Origin of the sequence: Cohnella soli, from assembly GCF_042655525.1 — a bacterium.
GTDB classification, from domain to species: Bacteria; Bacillota; Bacilli; order Paenibacillales; family Paenibacillaceae; genus Cohnella; species Cohnella soli.
Genome location: NZ_JBHSMI010000067.1, coordinates 726,484 through 750,235 on the forward strand (window position 1 = coordinate 726,484; position 23,752 = coordinate 750,235).

Annotated in this window: 16 protein-coding genes and 1 tRNA gene; 11 read left to right on the top strand and 6 right to left on the bottom strand. The window is 52.8% G+C overall.

Annotated elements, in window-relative coordinates:
• Window positions 1–74 precede the first annotated feature (74 nt).
• On the top strand, window positions 75–1,445 hold the full coding sequence (locus tag ACFPOF_RS32540) for an extracellular solute-binding protein (RefSeq protein WP_378140187.1): 1,371 nt from the start codon (window positions 75–77) through the stop codon (window positions 1,443–1,445).
• A gap of 16 nt (window positions 1,446–1,461) precedes the next feature.
• On the opposite strand, the gene ACFPOF_RS32545 is transcribed toward ACFPOF_RS32540, so the two are convergent.
• The gene (locus ACFPOF_RS32545; RefSeq protein WP_378140189.1) at window positions 1,462–2,043 is read right to left on the bottom strand and encodes a Uma2 family endonuclease; all 582 of its coding nucleotides are present in this window, start codon (window positions 2,041–2,043) and stop codon (window positions 1,462–1,464) included.
• 195 nt (window positions 2,044–2,238) lie between these two features.
• Between ACFPOF_RS32545 and ACFPOF_RS32550 the strand changes: the two genes are divergently transcribed.
• Window positions 2,239–2,315 (top strand) — tRNA-Asp (locus ACFPOF_RS32550).
• A 90-nt stretch (window positions 2,316–2,405) separates the two neighbouring features.
• A complete protein-coding gene (gene gluQRS, locus ACFPOF_RS32555; protein WP_378140191.1) occupies window positions 2,406–3,371 on the top strand; it encodes a tRNA glutamyl-Q(34) synthetase GluQRS in 966 nt (321 codons plus the stop codon).
• A 516-nt stretch (window positions 3,372–3,887) separates the two neighbouring features.
• On the opposite strand, the gene ACFPOF_RS32560 is transcribed toward gluQRS, so the two are convergent.
• The gene (locus ACFPOF_RS32560; protein WP_378140193.1) at window positions 3,888–4,847 is read right to left on the bottom strand and encodes an alpha/beta fold hydrolase; all 960 of its coding nucleotides are present in this window, start codon (window positions 4,845–4,847) and stop codon (window positions 3,888–3,890) included.
• A 115-nt stretch (window positions 4,848–4,962) separates the two neighbouring features.
• A complete protein-coding gene (locus ACFPOF_RS32565) occupies window positions 4,963–7,014 on the bottom strand; it encodes a Na+/H+ antiporter (protein WP_378140195.1) in 2,052 nt (683 codons plus the stop codon).
• 178 nt (window positions 7,015–7,192) lie between these two features.
• On the opposite strand from ACFPOF_RS32565, the gene ACFPOF_RS32570 reads away from it, so the two are divergent.
• The 8 genes from ACFPOF_RS32570 (at window position 7,193) to ACFPOF_RS32605 (ending at window position 15,737) form a co-directional block, all read left to right on the top strand.
• Window positions 7,193–7,597: a CBS domain-containing protein gene (locus tag ACFPOF_RS32570; protein WP_378140197.1), complete on the top strand. Its 405-nt coding sequence runs from the start codon at window positions 7,193–7,195 to the stop codon at window positions 7,595–7,597.
• 197 nt (window positions 7,598–7,794) lie between these two features.
• Complete coding sequence (locus ACFPOF_RS32575; protein ID WP_378140199.1) at window positions 7,795–8,148, top strand: VOC family protein; 354 nt, start codon at window positions 7,795–7,797, stop codon at window positions 8,146–8,148.
• Between the two features lie 4 nt (window positions 8,149–8,152).
• A complete protein-coding gene (locus tag ACFPOF_RS32580) occupies window positions 8,153–9,580 on the top strand; it encodes an MDR family MFS transporter (protein WP_378140201.1) in 1,428 nt (475 codons plus the stop codon).
• A 168-nt stretch (window positions 9,581–9,748) separates the two neighbouring features.
• A complete protein-coding gene (locus ACFPOF_RS32585; RefSeq protein WP_378140203.1) occupies window positions 9,749–10,324 on the top strand; it encodes a PadR family transcriptional regulator in 576 nt (191 codons plus the stop codon).
• Window positions 10,325–10,755: 431 nt separating this feature from the next.
• Window positions 10,756–11,115, top strand: coding sequence for a class Ib ribonucleoside-diphosphate reductase assembly flavoprotein NrdI (gene nrdI, locus ACFPOF_RS32590; RefSeq protein WP_378140205.1), 360 nt, complete (start codon window positions 10,756–10,758; stop codon window positions 11,113–11,115).
• Entirely contained in the window at window positions 11,102–13,186 is a 2,085-nt protein-coding gene (nrdE, locus tag ACFPOF_RS32595; RefSeq protein ID WP_378140207.1) for a class 1b ribonucleoside-diphosphate reductase subunit alpha, read from the top strand. The genes nrdI and nrdE overlap by 14 nt, the downstream gene beginning before the upstream one ends.
• Window positions 13,187–13,240: 54 nt before the next feature.
• On the top strand, window positions 13,241–14,200 hold the full coding sequence (nrdF, locus tag ACFPOF_RS32600) for a class 1b ribonucleoside-diphosphate reductase subunit beta (RefSeq protein ID WP_378140209.1): 960 nt from the start codon (window positions 13,241–13,243) through the stop codon (window positions 14,198–14,200).
• Between the two features lie 61 nt (window positions 14,201–14,261).
• Window positions 14,262–15,737: a glycosyltransferase family 39 protein gene (locus ACFPOF_RS32605; protein ID WP_378140211.1), complete on the top strand. Its 1,476-nt coding sequence runs from the start codon at window positions 14,262–14,264 to the stop codon at window positions 15,735–15,737.
• A gap of 10 nt (window positions 15,738–15,747) precedes the next feature.
• On the opposite strand, the gene ACFPOF_RS32610 is transcribed toward ACFPOF_RS32605, so the two are convergent.
• The 3 genes from ACFPOF_RS32610 to ACFPOF_RS32620 all read right to left on the bottom strand — a co-directional run bounded on the left by ACFPOF_RS32610 (window position 15,748) and on the right by ACFPOF_RS32620 (window position 23,745).
• On the bottom strand, window positions 15,748–16,641 hold the full coding sequence (locus ACFPOF_RS32610) for an NAD-dependent epimerase/dehydratase family protein (RefSeq protein WP_378140212.1): 894 nt from the start codon (window positions 16,639–16,641) through the stop codon (window positions 15,748–15,750).
• On the bottom strand, window positions 16,638–17,630 hold the full coding sequence (locus tag ACFPOF_RS32615) for a zinc-dependent alcohol dehydrogenase (RefSeq protein WP_378140214.1): 993 nt from the start codon (window positions 17,628–17,630) through the stop codon (window positions 16,638–16,640). Before ACFPOF_RS32615 ends, ACFPOF_RS32610 begins: the two co-directional genes overlap by 4 nt.
• Window positions 17,631–17,895: 265 nt before the next feature.
• Entirely contained in the window at window positions 17,896–23,745 is a 5,850-nt protein-coding gene (locus tag ACFPOF_RS32620; RefSeq protein WP_378140216.1) for an S-layer homology domain-containing protein, read from the bottom strand.
• Window positions 23,746–23,752: the final 7 nt, after the last annotated feature.

The window sequence follows — 23,752 nt, forward strand, 5'->3', positions numbered from 1 at the left end:
AAGAGCAATATTGCGGATGTCAAACCCTTTTTATTTGAGGGGGCAGCACTCTACCAATGAATAAGAGGGATCCTATGCGGAGAGACAATGAATTTCTGTACACCAAGCTATATAAAACCCTAAAGGAGCAAATTCAGACGGGGCTAATTAAACCGGGGGAATACTTGCTGCCCGAGAATGAATTGAGCGCTTATTACGGGCTTAGCCGCAAATCCGTGCGTGCCGCGCTCGCTTTACTTGATAAGGATGGTCTTATCGTCAAACGTGTCGGTCTCGGTACGATGGTTCCCGAGGATTTGGTCGTCGAAAAATCGGAGCAACGGGTTCTGCGCATTCTGGCGCCTTCCCCCGCTTTCTTCATCGATCGGGGGCTGCCGATTTTGATTGAAGCCTTTAACCGGAAATACCCGAATGTCGAAGTAAAGGTGCTTGGTCTCCCGCCGGGTCAGTTCTGGGAATCCTTTCGTTCCAGCAGCGAAATGGGGCTGACAGCGGACCTCGTGCTTGTACCCGATATGAAGTTTTCCGGAATGGACAACATCGCCGATTTCGTCGACTTGGCCCCGTACCTAGCTGACATAACGGCCGATATCTATTCTAAAGTGATGAACCATTTCAGCGATAGCAACGAATTAAAGGCGGCGCCCTTTACCTTCTCGCCGGTATTCCTCGTTTGCAATCCTGAATTGTTCGCCCGGAACGGCTTACCTATTCCCGAATCGGAGTGGACTTTCAATGATTTTGTCGAAGCCGCTCAAAAGTTAACCGTCGTACAGGACGGTATTATTACTCAATTCGGATTTTCAATCCATCCGGTCATTAACCGCTGGCTCGTATTTGCGTTGATGAACGGTTTTAAACAGACGGAGGCAACGCGGCAGAAAGAAGTGTTGTCGCTTTCTCTGTCGGTGATCCAGGATTTGTTCTTCCGCAAGAGGATTGCGACTACTTTCCCTGAGATGGTATGGCCGCGAACGCCGTTTATTCATGGGAAGTCGGCGATGGTACTGACCACGACATTCGAAATGGCGAACTGGCAAAACGACAGTATGAGCTTCTCGCCACAGGTTATTCCGCTTCCGTTTGGCGCCGATCGGAATACGCTATTGTTGGCGAATGCCTTCATGGTTCCGTCTTCAAGCGACAATGTGCAATTAGCCGCAGACTTCATCCGAACGGCGCTGGAAGACGACACGCAACGGGCCATGGCCGACAATACGCTGTTTCTGTCAGTCAAAGAATCCATTAACCAAATGGTGAATTCCGATAGCTATTTACGACTTCTCAATATCGCTGGCAGCGACATAAACAATAATTTCTTTATCAACGAATTGTTCGACGACAATATCGTGCATGCGCTCGAAGAAAAGATGAGCATGTTCTGGCTCGGACTCGAACCCGCATCCTCTATTGTTGAACTGTATGAACAGCTTGTCAGGAAATAGGAAAAAAAATCGGCGATCAACCCGGCAATTCTGCAGCTGTCTCCAGAATTTGCGCCATCGTGAACGAGATACACGGCAGTCTCTCCGAACGAACGATGTCATCTCTCTCGTACAAGTTGATCAACTCATACTTGCCGTTGGCGAGCATATATTGCTCCAGCGCTTCGTTGCCCGGATCGATAATCCAGTACTCGGGAATTTCATATTTCGCATACACATGCAGCTTCCTTTGCTTGTCCCGTTTGACGGAATGGGGCGACAAAATTTCCCCTACCAGATCAGGGATGCCTTCAATGCCTCTGCGCGTTACGATTCCCATATTGCCCCGGTGTACCATGACCAAGTCCGGTTGGCGAACTTCAGTCGCGGACAATATAACATCTATCGGGGAAGCAAATACGATGTAATCCGATTGGCAGCTGTTCATAAGCAGTTGAAGCATGTATCCACCGACAACTTGGTGCTTCGGGGACGGCGCCGATAACAATTCGAGCTTCCCCTCGTCTACCTCATAACGGTGGCCGTCATCGATTGTCGCGTAGATGTCATACGTCACTTGCTGCTCTTTCACCCTGTCGTCTTTCTTGTTCTTTGTCATATAAGCGCTTGTCTCCTTAGAAAAAAACACCCCACAAAGCAACACATATTGTGTTTAGCTTCGCGAGGTGCTTCCCCGATTCACGTTACTTTAATTATGTTAAACATTCGTATATCTGTCAATGTTACGCTTGCCAAGCGGTAACGCGACGTGTTATGATCATGAACGTGTCTTGGACATGATCTTTGCGAACGTGGAGCCGTGGTGTAGTGGCCTAACATGCCTGCCTGTCACGCAGGAGACCGCGGGTTCGAATCCCGTCGGCTCCGCCATTATCGATCTTGTCCGGTATATATTATTTCTACCAACGAATGAGCAGATCATCTGCTCTTTTTTTGTATTTCCGAGGAGGTCGGAATGCAATGATTCGACGCGGACGTTTCGCTCCGACACCGTCGGGACTTCTGCATATCGGCAACGCTTTTACCGCGCTCGCCGCATGGTTGCAGATCCGCCAAGCCGGAGGAACATTTATCGTGCGAATTGAAGACATAGACATCTCACGTTCTCGCGTTGCCTACGCCGAACAGCAACTGGACGACTTGCTGTGGCTCGGGCTCGATTGGGACGAAGGACCGCGCGTCGGCGGGCCGTTCGGTCCTTACGTTCAGAGCGAGCGGCTGCCGCTCTACGAGAAGGCACTCGAAAGGCTTCGAGCAGCCGATCAGCTATACCCGTGTTATTGCAGACGCAGCGAACTTGCTTCGATCGCAAGCGCGCCGCATGGATTGTCCTCGGAAGGCGCGGCGTACCCCGGTTTTTGCCGCTCCTTAACGGATGACGAGCGCCGCGCGAAAGCTGCGCTCAAGGAACCCGCCTGGCGGTTCCGAATGCCGGAGCGCGAACTCCGATTCGACGACGGCATGTGCGGACCGCAGTCGTTCGACGGCGCGGCCATGGGAGATTTCGTCGTCAAACGTGCGGACGGTATGTATGGGTATCAACTTGCCGTCACCTTAGACGATGCCGCGATAGGCATCACGGACGTGCTGCGCGGTGCGGACTTGCTCGACTCGACGCCGAGACAACTCGCTTTATACGAAGCACTCGACTTTGGACCGCCGGCTTTCGCCCACGTCCCGCTCGTAGTCGACGCCGAAGGAAAACGACTGTCCAAGCGCGACCGGTCGATTACGCTCGCATCGCTTAGGGAAGACGGAGTCGCCCCGGAACGACTGATTGGCGCCCTCGCCTTCCTCGCCGGATGGATCGATCGGCAGGAGCCGGTGTCCGCCCGTGAGTTGATCCCCTCGTTCAGTTCGGCCCGCACCGCTGCCAAAGACGTATTGTCTATCAACGATGAACTGACGAAATTTATTCGAGCATAAGGCCAGTGTGACAAGATTAAGCGATTTTGTAATCAAATCTTAATATAGGCTTCACGTTCCCTTCATGTTTCAGCGGTAAGATACATACATGACCCCCCTTTGAAATATAAACCTTGAGGCTTGCGGCCCGATGCCGCAAGCCTCCTTTTTTTTGTTCATCGGTAAACGTAAGAGCCCCCTTTCGTCTGCGGGGCTAGCTGAGTTAGCGTCTGTCAGTGCGTTATTGGTGGGCTGGCGGGTTGGTTATACTTCGATAGCGTCTGTCAGTGCTTTATTGGTGGGCTGGCGGGTTGATCGGACGACAATAGCGTCTGTCAATGCGTTATTGGTGGGCTGGCAAGTTGGTCATAGTGCGATAGCGTCTGTCAGTGCGTTAGATGAGCTGGCGAGTTGGTCGGACGTCGATAACGTCTGTCAGTGCGTTCCCCCAGGGAGCTGGCGGGTTGGCCACCAAACCTTTTCCTAAAAAAACCTCCGGAGCCCGGCGAACCGGGCTTCGGAGGTCGTTTCTACATCTTAATCTTTCAAGAAAAACTGTATCGTCTTGTCTCCCGACCCCGGCAAATGCTCGTGTCCAAAGTCCGGATAGATGACCAATTGCTTCGGCGCGGTCATTTTGTTGTATGCCGCAAATTGCGTGGACGGAGGGCAGATCGTATCCATTAGTCCGACGAGCATAAGCACTTCGCCGCGGATACGATGCGCAAGAAACTGCAGATCGATATAACCAAGCTTCTCGAAAATCTCATCTTCGCGCTCGTGCAACGGATCGAAGAAACGGAAATACTTGCGAAGCTCCTCGTAAGCGTCCTTCGCCAAATCCATTTCGTACGTCCTTTTGTAGTCGCACAAGAAAGGGAAAACGGTGGACGCCTTCTTCACGCGCGGTTCAAGCGCCGCGCAAGCGATCGTCAGCGCACCGCCTTGCGAGCCGCCGTGTGCATACACTCGTTCCGCGTCGATTTCCGGCAAGCCCATCGCGATGCCAGCTAGCTGCGCCGTGTCCAAGAAAATATGGCGGAACAGCAAATTGTCCGGATGATCGTCCAAACCGCGGATGATGTGGCCATGGTGCGTGTTGCCTGTCGTACCGCCGACGTCTTCGGATGAACCTCCTTGACCGCGGCAATCCATCGCCAGCACAGAAAACCCGAGCGAGGCATAAGCCAGCTTGTCGCCCCAATCCCCCGCGTTGCCCGTATAGCCATGGAACAGCAGAACTGCCGGATGCGGCTCGGATACGCCTTTCGGACGAACGTACTTCGCGTGAATTCTCGCCCCGCGCACGCCTGTAAAGTACAAGTCGAAGCATTCGGCCTGCGGCGTCTGGAATCCGCTCGGCACGAGCTCGACTTGCGGATCGACTGCGCGCATCTCGGCGATCGCCCTTTCCCAATATTCGTCGAAATCCGCAGGGCGCGGATTGATTCCTTGATATTCCTTTAACTTCTCTAACGGCATATCAACTAATGGCACGATCGTTCTCCCCCAATACAAATGATGATCCGCAGTAAACGAAATTAGTTTACCATAATCTTTCATTCAACGGTGGGATGTTTTTACGAAATAGAACAGGCTCGCCCTTCGTCTCTTATGCCAGCGTCAACGTCCCCCAGTTGTCGTTCATCATCTCCGCCTCATGCATGCTCAGTTGGAATTGCAGCTTACTGAGCTGCTGTCTGCCGATATTCCCGTCCTGAAATTGTTGACGCAAAGCATCGCGTTCCGCTTGAATCGACAGCAGCTCGAGTGCCTGAACCTGTTGTTCCGTCAATTCGCTTGTACCGGAGGCGGACTTCAATTGCTCATTCATCATATAGATCATCTGCTGATAATAGCCTGCCACCCGGGTGACCGCCGATGCCGAACACGTACAATCTTCTTTGACCGCCTCCGTCGCGAACGCAGCCGTCCGAATCCGGTATCCGGCGAATTTGCGGCGAGCGTCCGACGAGAACAACCGGAGCGGTTTTCGTTTGCCCGGAATGAACGATGCGATCACTTGGCTGACAAGGCCCTGGAGAAGCAAAAAGAAAACATGCCTCTTGTTGGAGAACGCCAACTCGATCCGCCGGAAAAGCTGCTGCATCACCTCCGCGTCGTCGGGCGCGATTTCTCCATCGTCCAGCATAAGCTGCACGCATTTCTTCTCGTTCGCCAATGCCACCTGGCGCAAGTACAATTCTTCTTCGCGGGACTGCCTCGAGATCAGATCAACGTTGTTTCGCTTAATATCGGCCAGCCGCTGTTGATTGTTCGAGATGACAATCGCCGCCGCATGGTCATTTGTGCCGTCGATCGCTTGCCTGACCGATTGAATGGCCGCTTTGATCGATTGAATCTGCGCGTTCACTTCCGCCTCCCTGCCCGACTGCCCATCGTGGACAGCGGCATCGTTCCTGGCTAGGAGAGGCAGCATGACGCTGGCCAGCACGAGCGATACGAGGATGACGCCTGCGGATAAAAACAAAATGAGATCCCTTTCGGGGAAAGGAGTTCCGTCATTCAGCGCAAGCGGAATCGTAAACGCGCCCGCAAGCGTAATTGCCCCCCGCACGCCCGACAACGACGTAAGCCATAGCGCTTTCCAGCTCGGCTTCTCCTTGTCGTCGTCCATTCGGAACAACGTGCCGGTCACCGTACTCGATAGCGTCAGCCACAAGAACCGCAACACAATCAACATGACGTAGATGACGAACACATACCCAATCACCTTCAAGTTATCGTACGTGACGTTATGGAATATCGCTTTGGCAACATCCGGGATTTGCACGCCGAGCAGGACAAAGACGAGACCGTTCAAGACGAACAGGATGATCGACCACGTAATCTCCGAGACGAACTTCTGCTCGATCGTCGTGAAACCGGAATGATCCTGTTCGATGGAGATTATGACGCCGCCCGCGACAGCCGCAAGAATGCCCGACAGGCCAATATGCTCCGCGACGTAATATAAGATGAAAGGCGTCAAAATTTGAATGAGCACGTGAACGGACACGTCATCGATGCCGAATCGACGGAGCGCCATTCTCACCCAAATGACGAAGATGGCGAGTACCGCTCCCGCGAGCAACCCTCCGACGGCGATAATGACGAAGCTCCACGTCGCTTCCCAGATCGAGAAGGCACCTGTAACTGCGGCCGCGATGGCGAACTTAAACGCGACAAGACCCGACGCGTCATTCATGAGCGACTCGCCTTCGAGCAAGCGATGGATTTTTTTCGGGAGATGGACTTTGGAGGCGATTGCCGAGACCGCAACCGCGTCCGTCGGAGACAGAATAGCCGCCAGGCCGAAAGACGCCGCGAGCGGTATCGTCGGGATGAGTGCATGAATAAGATATCCGACAACGACAATCGTCACGAACACGAGGCCGACCGCAAGCAGCAAAATCGGCAATCTGAGCTTCCATAGCTCGTCCCTCGGCGTTCTCCGTCCGTCGTTAAACAGAAGCGGCGATATAAACAACAGGAAAAAGAGTTCCGGCTCAAGCGGCACATGGAAGTGCCAGGGAAGCAGTACGATAGCCGCTCCAAGCGCGATCTGAATGATCGGTAAAGGAATAAATGGCGCAAGCCGCTGCGCAACTTGCGATACGGCAAGAAGGATGAGCAGCGCCAAAACAGCCAGCAATAGTTCCACAGCTAACAACCTCCAAAATAGCGGAATCGGCGTTCAGGCGAACCTACGATGTACAGGATGCCCAGTGCATATCGTTTCCAACATAACAATTGAGTGAACATTTTACAATGCAAAGACGTTTTATCTATGTCATAATAAACATATGTCTATTATTCTGGACAAAAAGGAGCGAACCCCAGTGGAAATCAAATCGTTTTTGTTGCCTAAGGAAAAAGTGTCTTACTTGACGACCTCCGCCTCTATGAAAGAAGCGATAGGCCAGCTGGAAGCTTGTCAATACACCGCGATTCCCGTAATCGACGACGAAGGCAAGTATATCGGCACGTTATCGGAAGGAGATTTGTTATGGAAGCTGAAGCGGACGCCCGGCCTCGGCTTTGATAATATGGATGAAGTTCTTGTCTCCGATATTCAGAAAAGAATATATAATGAATGCGTCGCGGTAGATGCCCACATGGAGGACATGCTGACGCTAGCCGCCGACCAGAACTTCGTTCCCGTCGTTGACGGAAACCGCGTCTTCCTTGGCATCATCCGCCGAAGAGATATTATCGAGTATTATACGAGAAATATTACGGACTAACTTAACCGCTATCCCGCGCTTGCGCTTCGGATAGCGGTTTTTCGTTGCCGTTTTCGTTTCTATATGGAATACCATTAAGGTCGCGTAAAATGCGGCTTTTTTTAATTGCTTTTTATTTTATATCTTAAAATTATATTTACACAATATATCTTTTAGATATAATAAAGACGATCGAACATAAAAGGAGGCAATATCCCATGTTTAAGAGCGGCAATGTGACTGTGATGGTAGCGGATTTACAAAGGGCTGTGAAATTTTACGTCGAAACCCTTGGATTAAAGCTGCAACACGAAACGGAAGGGCATTTTGCACAGATTGAAGCAACAGGATTGACGATTGGACTCCTTCATCTGCACGGAGGACAAAACTCACAACAGGAAAAATCGGGCAGCATGTCTATTGGTTTTGAGGTTGAAGAACTAGAACCTGCAATCAAGACGCTGAAATCCCGCGGGGTTGAATTCAATGACGCCGTGGAAGGCGAAGCGGCCCAAGTCGTACACTTCAACGATCCTGACGGAAATGCCCTCTACTTGGTATGCAGCCGTTAATTCGATGAGAAAAAAAGAGGCAACGCAAAGAGACATCCCGATTCCGGAAACCAATGTCAAATGGGTCGTCGCCGGACTGCTGGCGGCGATGTTTATTGGTGCGCTTGACGCGACCGTCGTCGCCACCGCCACGCCGCACATGATCGCGGATTTGCACGGCGAGACCCTATTCAGTTGGGTGTTCGCAGTTTACACGTTGACCACCTGCGTAGCGACGCCTATTTTCGGCAAGCTGGCCGATTTGTTCGGGCGCAAAGCTGTGTTCGCGGTCGGTATCGGTTTGTTCGTGCTCGGCTCCATATTGTGCGGGGCCGCACAGTCGATGACGGGGCTCATTTGGTTTCGGGCTTTGCAAGGATTTGGTGCCGGGGCGCTGGCACCTGTGTGCTTCACGATTCTCGGAGATGTGTTCTCGGGTAAACAGCGCGGCAAAATGATGGGTGTCTTCTCATCCGTTTGGTCCGTGGCAGGTTTGCTCGGTCCGCTTATCGGAGGTTACTTCGTTGATCGGTTGTCGTGGCGCTGGATTTTTTATATCAACGTACCGATCGCCGCCGTCGCTGTGCTGCTGGTTGTCGTATTTTTGCATCAACCGATTAAACGCCAAGCGAAAAAAATCGATTACTTCGGCGGACTTACGTTTACCGTCTCCTTCTCTGCTCTCCTCTATGCCCTGCTGAGCGGAGGGTCCGCATATCCGTGGGATTCTTCGTTGATTGTAGGACTGTTCGCAGCTTCGGTTGTATTTCTACTGTTGTTCCTATGGATTGAAAAGAGAGAAGCAGAGCCGATGATACCGTTGTCGATTTTCCGCATCCGCGTATTGAACGTAACCAATATGAGCGGTTTTCTGACATTTAGCATCACGACGGGATTGACGGTTTACTCTCCGATCTGGATTCAATCCGTGCTCGGTCACTCCGCAACAAGCTCCGGCCTGATCGTCATGCCGATGACGTTAGCCTGGCCGCTCGCTTCCAACATCGCCGGTCGGCTCATGTACCGGATCGGAGTAAAAGCATCGATTGTATTCGGTTCTTCTCTCGTAGTGGTCGGCTCCATCTGGCTTGTTGCGCTTCAGATAAACTCGCCCTACGTATACTGGATTGGCATCCTCATTCTAATCGGGCTGGGGATGGGTTTTGTCGCGACGCCTTCCACCGTTGTCGTGCAATCCGTCGTCGGCTGGGAACAACGCGGCGTCGTCAACGCTTCGAGCATGCTATTGCGCTCATTGGGCCAAACGATCGGCATCGCGGTGTTCGGTACACTTTACAACCAACATGTGACAATGCTCGGCTCCCCATCGGAGCTGGCTTCGGGAATACATGTCGTGTTTTGGCTCATGTGCGCCGTTGCGATTGCGAACCTGATCGTCGTGCAGCTCCTACCGAAGCACCGCGAGGTGATGGCGCAGCAGCAGTCAGCATGACGAAAGCCCGAAAGAAAGAACCCTGGCTGCAAACAGATAACGCCTGAAAAAGTCGCGAAGATCGCGGCTTTTTCTTTTTTGGGACACCGTTCGCGACACTTTCGTTTACTAATTATATCTTCACGATATAATGAAAACAGTCAAAGACGATTAAGGGAGGCTATTCGCTTGAACGAATTGTTCATTCTCGGCGAAGTGAAGAATAACCCGATGCATGGCTATTTGCTGCATCAGATTTTGAACGCGATTATCGGACCGACTCGAAAAATCAGCTGGGGAGTGCTTTATCCGCTCATTCACGGCATGCTTGCAGACGGGTTGATCGAGCAGGTCGCCGATGAGCAACCCGACAGCGATCGGCAAGGAAGAGGGAAAAAGAAAAAGCTGTACACCATCACAGAAGAAGGCAAGATGCGATTTTTTCGGTTGATGGAAGAACCGATTCCATACTCGCCGGAGTACGAACTGCATTTTTATACGAAGTTGAAAAATTTTGAGCTGATCAACAAGGAATTGCAGTTTTTAATCTTGCACCAATACAAGGATTACCTGCGGTACGAAATCCGCCATGAGGAAGAAAGGTTGGAATATGCAAGTAAGGATGAGCGGATTCCCGCCGGAGAACAACAGTATATTCTGATCTTTTTCCGACATCGGTTGGAAAAGCTCCGTTTTGATGAAGAGTGGATTTTACAGTTGATCAATAGCCATCGAATGAATGAGGAAAAAACCGGACGGGAGTGAGCCCGGAATCTTTAAGCAAAGTATATATGTCATGGATGAGGCGACCGACAGAAGATCATCAGCCTCCTCCCCCTCCATATACCCCTCCCTTCCACCCCCCGCCACAACATCTTGTGTACGCTGTCATTCCCCCTTCGAAAAAAAGTCTTGAAATTTGTCAAAACGTATTGACTTTCCGGACATTCCCGCGAGCCCCGACGGGGCAAGCTTTCATCTGTTTTCAATGTTGCGCGCGTGCAAAAAGCAGGACGTTATGCCTACTCAAATTCGGGTTTGAAACGATTGACTTTCACAATATCTTGATGTAAATTTAGATTCGCGGACTACATATAGTGAAGTTTTTCACCCGCCATTTCAAGATTTCCACATAGATTTCCCCCATGCGCCACACTCGCCTAACCTGACTAACCTTCCTGAAGGGAATGAAGATCGTGCTTATCGCTTTTGACTCCAGAACGGGTAACGTACGCCGATTTGTCGATAAATTGAATATTCCTGCAGTCCAGATCGAGGAAACGATGACGATCGACGAACCGTTCGTGCTCGTCACTTATACGACGGGTTTCGGTCAAGCGCCCGATAAGGTTCTGTCTTTCCTGAAGAAAAATCACAAGCGGATGGTTGGCGTCATGGCCAGCGGCAATCGCAACTGGGGCGAAGGCTTCGCGCGTAGCGCAGATACGATTTCCGCACTGTACGGCGTACCGGTTCTCGGCAAATTCGAGTTGTCCGGAACGTCCAAAGACATTGAAAGATTTTCTCAGGAGGTGCTTGCAGTTGCGTCATATTGAATTGAACAACTTGCTTATGCAAAGAGATCCGCAAGGATTTTTCCAATTGGATAAAGACCACGAGGCTGTCGAAGCGTTCATGGCCGAAGTCGAACGCAAAAGCATCAAGTTCGCCGATACGGCGGCGAAAGTCCGCTATATGGTTAACGAGAATTATTACGAGAACGTCTACGAACGTTATTCCGAAGCGCAGATCGATGAGATCTATGCCCTTACCCATAGCTACGGGTTCCAATTCCAATCGTACATGGCTGCTTCAAAGTTTTACACGGACTATGCGGTCAAGACCGACGACAAGACGCTATATCTGGAGCATTATCCGGACCGCGTCGCGATCGTAGCGCTGCATCTCGCTCGCGGCAATTACGAAACCGCTCGTTCCCTCTCCTCTGCCATGATGGAGCAACGCGTTCAACCGGCGACGCCGACTTTCCTGAACGCAGGCAAGAGCCGGCGCGGCGAGATGGTAAGCTGCTTCCTGATCGAAGTCGACGATTCCTTGAACTCTATTAACTACGGCATCGGCACGTGCATGCAGCTATCCAAGATCGGCGGCGGCGTCGCCGTCAATCTGTCCAAGCTGCGCGGGCGCGGCGAGCCGATCAAAGGCGTCGAAGGCGCCGCCAAAGGCATTATGCCGGTGTTGAAACTCATGGAAGACGCATTCTCGTATGCCGACCAGATGGGCCAGCGTAAAGGCTCCGGTGCGGGTTACTATAATATTTTCGGCTGGGACGTCATGGAGTTCCTCGACAGCAAGAAGATCAACGCCGACGAGAAAACACGCCTGAAGACGTTGTCCATCGGCCTTATCGTTCCGAATAAATTTTACAAGCTCGCCGAAGAGAACAAGCCGCTTCACGTCTTCGCGCCTTACACGGTGTACAAAGCTTACGGCCAATTCCTCGACGACATGGATCTCGACGAGATGTACGACACGTTGCTTGCCGACGACCGCGTAAAGAAAAAAGTCGTACTGTCGGCGCGCGAAATGCTGACCAAGATCGCCACAACGCAGCTTGAGTCCGGCTATCCGTACATCATGAACAAGACAAACGCCAACGAAGCGCATGCGCTTAAAGATATCGGACAGATCAAAATGTCCAACCTGTGCACGGAAATTTTCCAACTGCAAGAGACGTCCACTATCGGCGACTATAATGAAGAAGATACGATTCGCCGCGATATTAGCTGCAATCTGGCTTCCTTAAATATCGTAAACGTTATGGAAAAACGCAAAGTGCGCGAATCCGTTCACGAAGGCATCGTCGCCTTGACGGCGGTCAGCGACATGACGTCGATCATGAACGCTCCTGGCGTAGCGAAAGCGAACTCCGAACTGCATTCCGTCGGCCTTGGCGCCATGAATTTGCACGGCTACCTCGCGAAGAACAAAATCGCCTACGAAAGCGCGGAAGCTCGCGACTTCGCCCGCACGTTCTTCATGATGATGAACTACTATTCTTTGGAGAAAAGCATGCATATCGCCCGCGATACGGGCACGACTTTCCAAGGGTTCGAGCAATCGGAGTACGCAAAAGGCACCTATTTCGAACGTTACGAGGCGACTGACTATCGTCCGATGACGGCGCGCGTGAAAGAGTTGTTCGCAGGCATCGACGTTCCGTCTCCGCAAGACTGGAGCCTGTTGAAAGCCGAAGTCGCCAAACACGGCCTATATCATGCTTACCGTCTGGCCATCGCGCCAACGCAAAGCATCTCGTATATTCAGAATGCGACGTCCAGCGTTATGCCGATCGTCGAGCCGATCGAGACACGTACGTATGCCAACTCGACGACGTATTACCCAATGCCTTATTTGAGCCGCGACAACTTCTTCTTCTATAAGTCCGCCTACCAGATGGACCAGATGAAGGTGATCGATCTGATCGCTGAGATCACGCCTCATATCGACCAAGGCATCTCGACGATTCTGCACGTCAACAGCGACGTGACGACGAGACAATTGTCCCGCTATTACGTGTACGCTGCGAAAAAAGGGCTCAAGTCGCTCTATTATACGAGGACGAATCGGCTATCCGTCGAAGAATGCATCACTTGCTCGGTGTAAGGAAGTTCAAAAATCCGATTTTGATCACGAAGCAATTCAGGAGGCACGGAATTCATGGCCGTTATGAAAGCTGTTAACTGGAACCGTCCGGACGACGATTTTACGATCACGTTCTGGAATCAAAATATTATGCAATTTTGGACCGACGAAGAAATCCCTCTCTCCGATGACAAAATGTCGTGGATGGAGCTTAGCCAGGATGAGCGCGACTTGTACATCAAAGTACTCGGCGGCTTGACGCTGCTCGACACCGTGCAAGGCGGCGTCGGCATGCCGAAAATTCTCGAGCATGTCGAAGGCTTGCAGCGCAAAGCGGTGCTTGGCTTCATGGGTATGATGGAGCAAATCCATGCGAAGTCCTACAGCAGCATTTTCACGACGCTTGCGACGAACGAAGAGATTGACAACGTCTTCCGCTGGGTCGAGAAAAACGAATATTTGCAGACGAAAGCCGACACGATCTCCGGCTACTATAACAACATCGAGAGCGACAAGGACTTGTACTTGGCGATGGCCGCGTCCGTCCTTCTCGAAAGCTATTTGTTCTACAGCGGTTTCTTCTACCCGCTCTATCTGGCCGGCCAAGGCAAGATGACGAGCAGCGGCGAGATTATCGACTTGATTTTGCGCGACGAGAGCATTCATGGCTTGTATGTCGGCGTGCTTGCGCAGGAACAATTCGCCAAGCTCGAGCCAGACGTCCAGAAGGACGCGCTCGAAATACTTCGCGGCTTGCTCGACTTCCTGCACCAGAACGAAATGAAGTATACAGATGAGCTCTACTCGTCCATCGGCCTTGCCGAAGACGTGAAAAAGTTCATTCGCTATAACGCCAACAAGGCGTTCATGAACCTCGGCCTTGATCCGGTATTCCCGGAGGAAGAAGTGAACCCGATCGTGTTTAACGGCATTAGCACGCGGACCAAACAACACGATTTCTTCTCCAAAAAAGGCAACGGCTACGTCCGCACGATCCATTTCGAGCAGATGACCGACGACGACTTCGTATTTTAATCCGATTTACGTACAAGTCCCGATGAGGAACTCTCATCGGGACTTATGTTTAGGAGCGATTATGACTTTATCAAATTTGCCAACCCGCGTTCTCGTAGCTGTAGGTGTTCTCTTCTACGCGACAGTATCCGTCTCTTCATTCATTAGCACAACGTCCGCGTTCGGCTCCGTATGGAAACCGCTCGGCGCTTTGATTGCAGCTCTCGCAGTGCTATATATCGTCTATCAGGCCAGTAAACGATTAAATGCCGCCACATTCCTGATCGTGCTGCTGTCGGCTGGCTTCGCCGTACGGCTCGCTTGGGTGCTATGGAACCCGGCGACTCCGCAGTCCGATTTCCTGTTCATGTATGATGCAGCGCGGTCTGCCGCTTCAGGTGACTATTCATTCGGCAACTCCGCCTATTATACGAGTTTTCCGTACCAATTCGGCTTCACCATGTACGAAGCCGCGATCATCAAGCTATTCGGCAGCCACTCGCTTCTCGCGCTTAAGCTGTTGAATGCAATGTACTCGATCGGTATCGCGGCCATTCTTTACGTTATCGCTTCGAAAGTGTTTAACGAGGGATGCGGCCGGATCGCCGTTCTCGTGTATTTGTTCTACTTACCGAATATTCTAATGTGTTCGGTGCTCACCAATCAACATCTGTCTGTCTTGCTGTTCCTGCTCGGCTGCCTGTTGCTCCTGAAGAGTCCCGAACAGACAACAGCCCAATCGTTGCTCGCCGGAATGTTCATCGGCCTGGGGCATCTCATTCGCCCGATCGGCGTCATCTATGTGGCAGCGATCGTGTTATTTCTATTGCCAAGCTTATGGAGAAAATTTCGCTCCGCCTCCGGAAAGCGGACAGCTGTCGTAGCCGCAGCCCGGATCGCCGCCATTGCCGCCGCCTTCTACGCGGTTCAGTTTCTCGCGAGTACGGCGTTAATCTCGGCAGGCGTGAGTCACGGGCCCTTGTCAGGCGGAGACCGTTATTGGAAGTTCATGGTCGGCCTTAACGCGCATACGAAAGGCGGCTGGAATGCCGACGATGCACGTTACGCCAATAGTTTCACATTCGGGGAAGAGCGTAATCGCGCAGAATTGGTCCGCATTCGGGAGCGGCTCGCCGACAAACCCGAAGTCGTGGCACTCATGGGAAGGAAACTTGTATCGATGTGGGGGGCGGCCGATTCGTCCGCTTATTGGAGCTTGCTGGGGTTGAACGAATGGCGGCTGGAACGATCGCTAAGCAAATGGGAAAGCCCGATGTACCTTCTAATCAACATTTGCAGTTTGGTCGGATTAGTCGCGATATGGAGAACGAAGCGTTACCCAGCTTCCTCTCTCCTCTTGCTTGTGCTACTGCTCTATGCAGCCGCACATCTAGTGATAGAGATCCAGACGCGTTACCGGCTCGATCTCATTCCCATCGTCATCCTGCTTCAAAGCTACGGCGCTTATGTGATATGCGAATGGCCGAATACGTCGGTATTCGGCCAAAGACGTCCACGATATGGTACGGAGTCGGACACAAGTATCCGCCTCACTTAACTGCTCTGATCTATTCCAACCGGAATTTCGGTTCGAACCCGAATGCTGCGCGTGCTTTGGCGGAAGAAATCAACGCGCCCCTTCCTTCGATCGGCGACGTCAACATTGCAGCATAATCCGGACGCAAGCGCTGCAACAACTCCATCGTCGGTTCTGGGCACGACGTGTCCGCCGCATTCAGCGTATAAGCGCCCGATCCAGGCAAGTCGGGCGCTTCAAGCGCCTGTCGGATCCCCGTCGCGATATCCCGCACATGAACCCATGTATACAAATCATCCAGCCACGCCGTCGTCGGCGGAAGACCTTGCTCCATCGCCCGATCGTACACTTCGTCGCTCCACACGCCGCCGAAGCGAAGAGCTGCGGTCTTCATGCCGTATGCTCGGTGAAATGCATCGCAGGTCAGTTCGTTGACCAGTTTGCTAAGGCTGTATGGGTCTTGCGGCTCCGGAGGAAAAGCTTCCGTCAGCGGCAAATGCGTATAGCGGACCGGTTCCTCTCGAATACGCCAGTAAAATGTACCATAGGCGTTGATGCTCGATGCCGCAACGAAACGGGAAACGCCGGCCAGCCTGGCCGCATCCAGCAGCATGTATGTTCCGCTGGCATTATAATAGAACGCTTCTCGGCCCGCTTCGGGCAACCCCGATGGAACGGCCGCTAGATGCACGACGGCGTCCGCTTGCTTGACGACACGCTCCATCGCTTCCCCATCCATAATGTCGGCTTTATAGAACGGCCAATCCGTCTTGAACGGCGCGCTTACCCGAGATCCGGGAACGAATATCGTTGCCTCTTCCGGACTTTGCCGATCGACAAGATGAAGCTCGTGTCCGCGTTGTTCCAACTCTTCGATCAGCCTTCTGCCGATAAAACCGCAAGCTCCAGTAATGACAATTCTCATTGCTCCGTACTCCAATCGATAATTATTCCGAGAAAAGGCTCTTTATTATCCAGCAGCATACGATAAAAGCCTGGTGCTTCGTCCGCTGTCCCCCGGTGAGTGACGAGCGGCGCCAGATGGATTGCACCTTCATTCATGAGCGAGATCGTCGCTTCGATTCTCTCCCTCGTCCAGTCCGATACGTAATGGCAAGTTAATCCTTTCTCTTGCATCAGCGGCATATCCGCCCAAGCTTTGTCCAGCGAATGGCCGCAATACACAACCTGTCCTTTGCCGACTTGCAGCAATGAAACGTATTCCCGCTGAAGCGCCGGTTGTTGCAGCGTATCGATAATTGCGGTGACCGGCTGACCACCAGTAATCTTCAACACTTGCTGCGGAATATCGTCTGATCTGGCGTTAAGCACGTAATCCGCGCTAAATTCGGCTCCGAGCGCGAGTCGCTCCTTCCGCCGTCCGACAAGAATGGTTCTGGCCCCCCTCGCGCGAGCCGCTTGAGAAGCGCAATGCCCGATGATCCCGTCACCATAGATGACGACCCAATCCCCTTCGCTCATCGCGACCCGGGAAGCCGCATGATAACCGACTTGAGCGACAACGACGCCGGACGCGTCATCATTCCGAACCCCGTCGGGTATTTTGTAAATTTCGGAGCTCGACGTGTTCGCAACTGCCAGGTGCGCTCCCCAGAATGACTTCGTCTCTCCGGTCCAGCTTCCGCTCGTGGCGATAACGCGTTCTCCCACATGAATGTTCGACACTTCCGCGCCGACTTGCGTGACGATGCCGACTCTCTGATAACCCGGAACGCATGGATATGGAGTGCCTGACGAGGAAAAACGGTCCGTCAAAATCCACCTTTCCGTTCCCGTGCTAATGAATGAAGAAATCGTGCGGACTTGCACCTCGCCTGGCTGCACGTCGTCGATTTCCACTTCTCCGAGTCTTGCGTCATCCCGTCCTTGAAAAAGAAGCGCGGATGTTCTCATCGTTGTGCATTTCACCTTCTCCTGGAATCTTTTGTATACTCCATGTCAAGTGTACAATAGAAAGCGCATACAGTCTTTGCACTGGATGTTGTAGCTTCTATGTGGAACGCTAATAATTACAAGCGATAGAATACATTTTCCTACTGCATTTATTGCACGATATCTACTTTTCAGCGAGCGGGTGCGGATCAAGAAAGCGGCCGGTATGTAAAAAAGGGGATGCCCTTTGTCATTCTCATGACTTAAAGGACATCCCCTTCGTGCACTAGATCAAATCTGACTCGTTCAATGCTCGCCGTACCAGAACGGCGGCTTCTGCGCGGTTCATGCCTCCCTGGGGCAGAATATGACCGTCATTGCCTTTCACGATTCCTTGCCTAATCAAGTATGCAATGGACTCTCTGGCCCATGCGGCTACGCGATCCCCATCCCGATAAGCGGATAAGAGCCGATTGGTTTCTTCCTCACTCAGCGCGGAAGAAGCGCTTCTTTGAATAGAACGCAGTACGTTCGCGAGCATGACCATGGCTTGTTCGCGAGATACAGCTGCCTGCCCATGAAACAATCCGTCACCGTATCCTGAGACGATTCCTCGCTCGGCGGCGATCCCTACAGGCGTCTGGTCCCATGCTCCCTGCTTCACATCGGGAAACCTGCTTGGGACTACATCAGGATGCATCCATCCAAACCCTCTCACGAGGATGGCGGCGAATTCCGAGCGTTGAACAACGCGGTTCGGTTCGAACTTCGCGCCTCCCGTGCCCGACACGACTAACCGCGCTCCCATCTCGTTGACTTCGTCTTTCGCCCAATGGGCTTCAAGGTCGGAAAATCGCCGCGGGTTCTCGATGACGGCATAAATATCGTGTTCGGCCAGGTCATGAATGACCGCGAATGTACGGTCATCCCGGCGCTCAACGGTTGTCGGCAGAGAGAACATAGAACCGTTCGGATAGATGGCGACTCCGATCGGAATTCGGCGACTATCATACGTTCCCATCTCTCCAGATAGAACAATCGATTTCGACATATCGCTCCCCGGAATCGATATAGCGTCAACCGTATGACTTGCATGCGTAAAGGTTAACTTGACGACAACCGGATCGGCCAGCCACAAGTAACCTTGCGCCTTCGCCGCTTTTTTCGCTCGATCGAGAATGTCATCCGGCAAGCGCTCAATGGTCAATTTCGCCTCTATCTCGCTAAGGGACACAGAGCCGAGACGTTTCGCGATCGCCTGCCAATCCAATCGGTCTGCATGTACTGGAATCGATAGCGCTTGAGTGTGAATTTCAAGAGACGCGCCTTTTTCGGCCATGCTTGCCAAGTCTCCGGCCGTTAATCCTTCGATCGCGGCATCGTTTGCCGTCGTCAAGTAGACGCCAAGCACGCTGCCGCCATTGCCTGCGATAAGCGACTTGATTTTACCCGCATCGAGTATGACTGTTGACACTTGACGGTTTCCGCTCATCTTTAGCGTCATCTTCGCGTAGGACTCGGCCTTACCGTTCAGCTTCGTCAAGAGATCTGCGGCGGAATCGGGCAATGTCACTACGCCGTTACTTCCAGGTTCATTCCCTCCGGATGATCCCGAATAGGAAATGACGGGCGTCACCGCCTCCGCGCTACGCTCTCCGATGAGGTTCGAACCGGTCAACACATAATGCCATGAACCTTTTCCCGTCATTTGAACCTTGATCGCGAATTCGGTTTCACCGCTTCCCAATTGCTGCTCTCCCGCGAGCGTATCCTGATCGTCCAGCCAGCCGTTTTCGTTCCGATCGTTCCAGATTTGGACCCGCGAGCCCGCTGCGGAAGTCCCTTTTATCGTATAAGCGGATTCGTTCGTCTCAACGGCTTGCTCCGGCCATGTCACGGTCGGCGATGGCATGACGGGTTCCCTGATATGCAAGCCCACATACCTGTAAGATACATCCGCTTTATCCACCGGGAATTGCGGCAGCCTCTCCAGGCTAGTCCATCGATAAGGGTCCGCGGCTTGCCCCCTTGTCAGTCCATCCGACCGAACTTCGACGACCATTTGCGCGCGCACGGCACCCATGTCCGCTTGAACGATGGCGACGCCAGGCTTTAGCGCCGTTATCCGACCATTCGCAACCGAGACGACGCCCGTTTGTTCGCTACTCCACGTCACCGGCGACGAAGGCGTACGGTAAACGCCCGTATCCGTCAATTCGGTTACGGATAGGCTCGTCTCTCCGCCTACCCCGAGCACGGAATAGGGTTTATCCGCGATCAAGGCGGCAGCCCCCGACTCGACGGGCAGCTTCACGCGGAAGCTAAGTTCGACCAGCCCCATCTCCATAACGGATCCGTTTGGTTTCAACAAATAAATATCCGTATTGTCCAACGTTTGCCCCCGAAAGGCGGAAACGTCGATATCGAACGTTCCAAGCTGTCCGTCGTATGCGATGGAGTATGACTTGTAAAAAGGCTGCTTGGGATCCCACGAACGCATGTAGAAAGTCGCCGTTTGGCCTTCATAGTCCGTATTGCCGACGAAGCCGAATTTGCCGGTCAGATGAACGTCCCGCTCATCGGGAACCTTCATGGCAATACGCCCGTTGACCCCCGTACCGCTTGCGCTTCCCGAAATCACGATCGGATTCGCATAGATATGGCCGTCTTCCATCGTAACGGACTCCGGTCTAGAAGCCCCGCCGTATTCCGTCGAAGTTCCGAACGGAAAAGAAGCGTAAGTCGGTTCGACGGTCCATGTCCCTTCCTCGGCATATACGGGCAGCAAATCGGTATAAACATATTCATCTCCGATGACATGGACATAACTTCTGGCAACGAATTCATCCGTTACCAAAGTGATTTCCGCCGTCCCTTTGCCTAAGGCCTTTACGACGCCTTGCGGAGATACGGTCACCAGATCGGGACGGCTGCTATAGAAGACGGCGTTCCCGCCCGGCGCCCATAACTCCCGGCTTCCATCGTCATAAATTTTCTGAACGACCAGCGATTCCGTCGAATCCGCTTGCAGTGTCTTGTTCATATCCGCAAACGCAAGCTTTAGAAGCTTCTTCTGCGGTTGCTCGTCCTCGTACACCATTTTGAGCTCCGTCAGATCGATTTTCGCATAGGTGACGTCCGTTGCGGATTTATTCCGTACGTTCACGTCGATTCTGATCTTTTGCCCCGCGTATGCCGACAGATCGACTTCCATTGTCGTTCCCGCTCCCGTGACAGACAGATCCTTCTGCAGCACGAACAGGCTTCCGGCGCCGCCTTCCTTATAACCTTCTAGAATTAGCGAATTGTACGTTCCTTCCGGCGTGCCTAATGGATAGCGGAACGTGGCGACGGCTTTAACCCCTTTCTTGTTGGGTACCTGCAAGGAATCCAACGATCCGCTTACTTGTTCGCCGGACTGCAGCGGCTCATAACGGTACGCGCCACCGTAGGAATTACCGTCTTCCGATACGACCTCCGTCATGACGTTCGAAGTTCCGAAGGCGTTGCCCGTCCCGAATTCGTAAGGATGCCAGCCATTCGTCATCGACCAGGTACTCCAAGCTGCGTTCTCCATAAGCGGAAGAAGCGAGATTTCCAGCGGCTGCTTAACCGTCAAAGTAACCGAATTGCTAATTCCGCCCACGGTAGCCGTGATAACGGTTTGGCCCGGGGCAAGGGCGGACAATCGGCCGGACTGCGTAATCGTCGCGACGGCTTCATCGCTGCTCGACCATGTCGGGGCTTCCGACATTTCGTCTTTATAGAAGTAATATCCATCCGGCGTTATGCCCGTTACGTCAAAGCTAAGCAAGGATCCGGCTATCGCATCCATCGTCCGGGGTTGATTCGATTCCAGCTTCTGATGCTCCAGCGTCTCGCCGGTTAAACGGACGACGAGCCGACCCAACGTTGTTGAATAGGCATTGCTGCTGTTCAAATGAAGGTCTTCCTTGCTTCCGTTGTAATATACTAACGTTTGCGGTCCGGTCGTTACAATCTCCAGTTTCCCGTCCGGGCCGGGCTGGACCGTCCTGTCGTTCGTCACGTCATACTTAGGCCTCGCGTCTGGAAAATAGACCGTATCCGCTCCGGCCGCCGGTTTCGTTACGGTTACGAACGATTCGTTCGCGTTGACCTGAAGGCCGCTTCTGGAGTATAAATGAACTCCCGCTTCCTCAGCCAAATTGCGATAGAAAGGTACGGAAGAGATGGACGGCGAACCGATCCACACTTCCTTGCCGTCGTTATGCTGCTTATACGCGGCGGTAACCTTGGAGCCGGTCCGGCCGAGCACATGAACGCCGTCCGTTTCCTCGGCCGCGAACAGCGGAATCGGCGTAGCGGAGCCGCCCAGTTCTTCTCCCGGCGCGATTCCGGCGAGCAGCGGCTCGGCGTTGTCGTCGACCGCGGCGATCCGATAGGATTGGGGCGCCGCTTCCGTCGTCGCTAACCCCGTTATTTCGCCGATCTGATCCGCTGAGCGCCGATCGGTTTGACTTGCATCCCTTTTCCAATAACCCGACGCATAGAGCCAAACGACCGTTTTCCCAGACTTGTCCCACTGACCCAGAGTCGTTCTCTGTTCATCTTTTAAAGCGAAGGCATTAGCGAACAGATACAGCTTGTACGAATCCGCTTTGCCCGCAAGTACATCGGACAAAAGCACGATATCATATGGCGCCCCGGCCTTGGACAGCTCCTCTCGAATGAGCCGAAGCCTCTCGTTCACGGACGAGCCGGAGACGGATTGAACCATCTGCGAGAACTCGTCGACGACCAGCGCGATTTCAGCACCCGACTTGCGGGGAAGGTTCAAGGCGGCATTCGCCAATTGATTCATTTTTCGGATTTCGTTGACCATTCTAGCGTTGTTAAAACCGCCGTATCCCGCGTCGTCGTACCAATGCAGACCATAGGACTTCGTTAAAGCAAAACCGAAATTCCGCCACAGCAGGGCTAGGGACCCATCGGCGTTATCGGACAGCGGGGGCGCACCATGCGTGTCCGTCCCGATATGAGTGGCATAATCGTCTTCTCCGACGTAAAGCTTGCCGTGCAACCGCGCCGAATCCATCGCCCCGTGAACGCTGGTAAATCCGTCCGCCAGGCTGCGATGCGTATAATCCAGCGGGGAATAGAGCAGATCGATATCCGGACTATTCAACAACGTTTCCAAGTCCAGTTCGCCGGAGAGCGGACCATACTGGCCGAATGCCATCGTATAACCGCTGTATATGGACATCAGCTTAGCTCGCCCTGTCTCGTCCTTCACGACTCCGGCCAGATCTACGATAAACCGGGATAATTGCTTGTTCTGATACTGTACATAATCGATTACGCTGCGATTCGTTGCGGGATTTAGGAACGGATCGCCGCTAGCCTTCGCCGGAATGGAAGCGGATTCAAATGTAACCGCAGGATCATTCCAAGCGTGGCGCAGCTTGCCGAGATCCGAACCGTACTCGAGCTTCAGCCATTCCCGGAAGGACGCCGTATTGCTGACGCTGCGGTCGAAATCGCGATTGGCCCACGTGTCGACGTTAAACCATTCGCCGGTGCTTCCCCCAGTAAGCATGTAACCCAGAATTCGATCCTTCATCGGACTGGCTTCATAACGGCGAATTTGTTCCCTCAAGAACAGCTCCGCGCGGTTTTTCCACTCCTTGGAGCCATAAGAGTTCGCTCCCCATGAAGCACCTTTGTCGACATTCACTTCCGCGGTGTTGGCGCCGTTGAATCCGAAGGAAAAATCCGTGCCGAGCCATAAGACCGGCAGAAAATATGCATTCGGATCTTCTTGCGCGATCTTCTGCATCTCGGGCAACCATACTTCCAGCGTCGGATAGCCGGTCGTATGTCTAGGTTGGTAGATGTGAATGCCCGCATAGCTAGCCGTCTGCGTCATTCTCGGATACCAGTCCCATTGGAACCAGCCTACGAGAGGCTGGGGTTTGCCGTTGACGTGAAGAGTGGGATTACCGTCGATATCTTTGACGGTCGCGGTTTTTACCGGTTGGAAATTCGCGGACCCTTCTGCGTTAACGCTCGCATGGGCCTTAGGCGCAACCGGCAGGGAGAAGCAGCTTGCGCATAGCAGGACACAACAAAATAGGGATAAGATCAACCGTCTCATTTTCCAT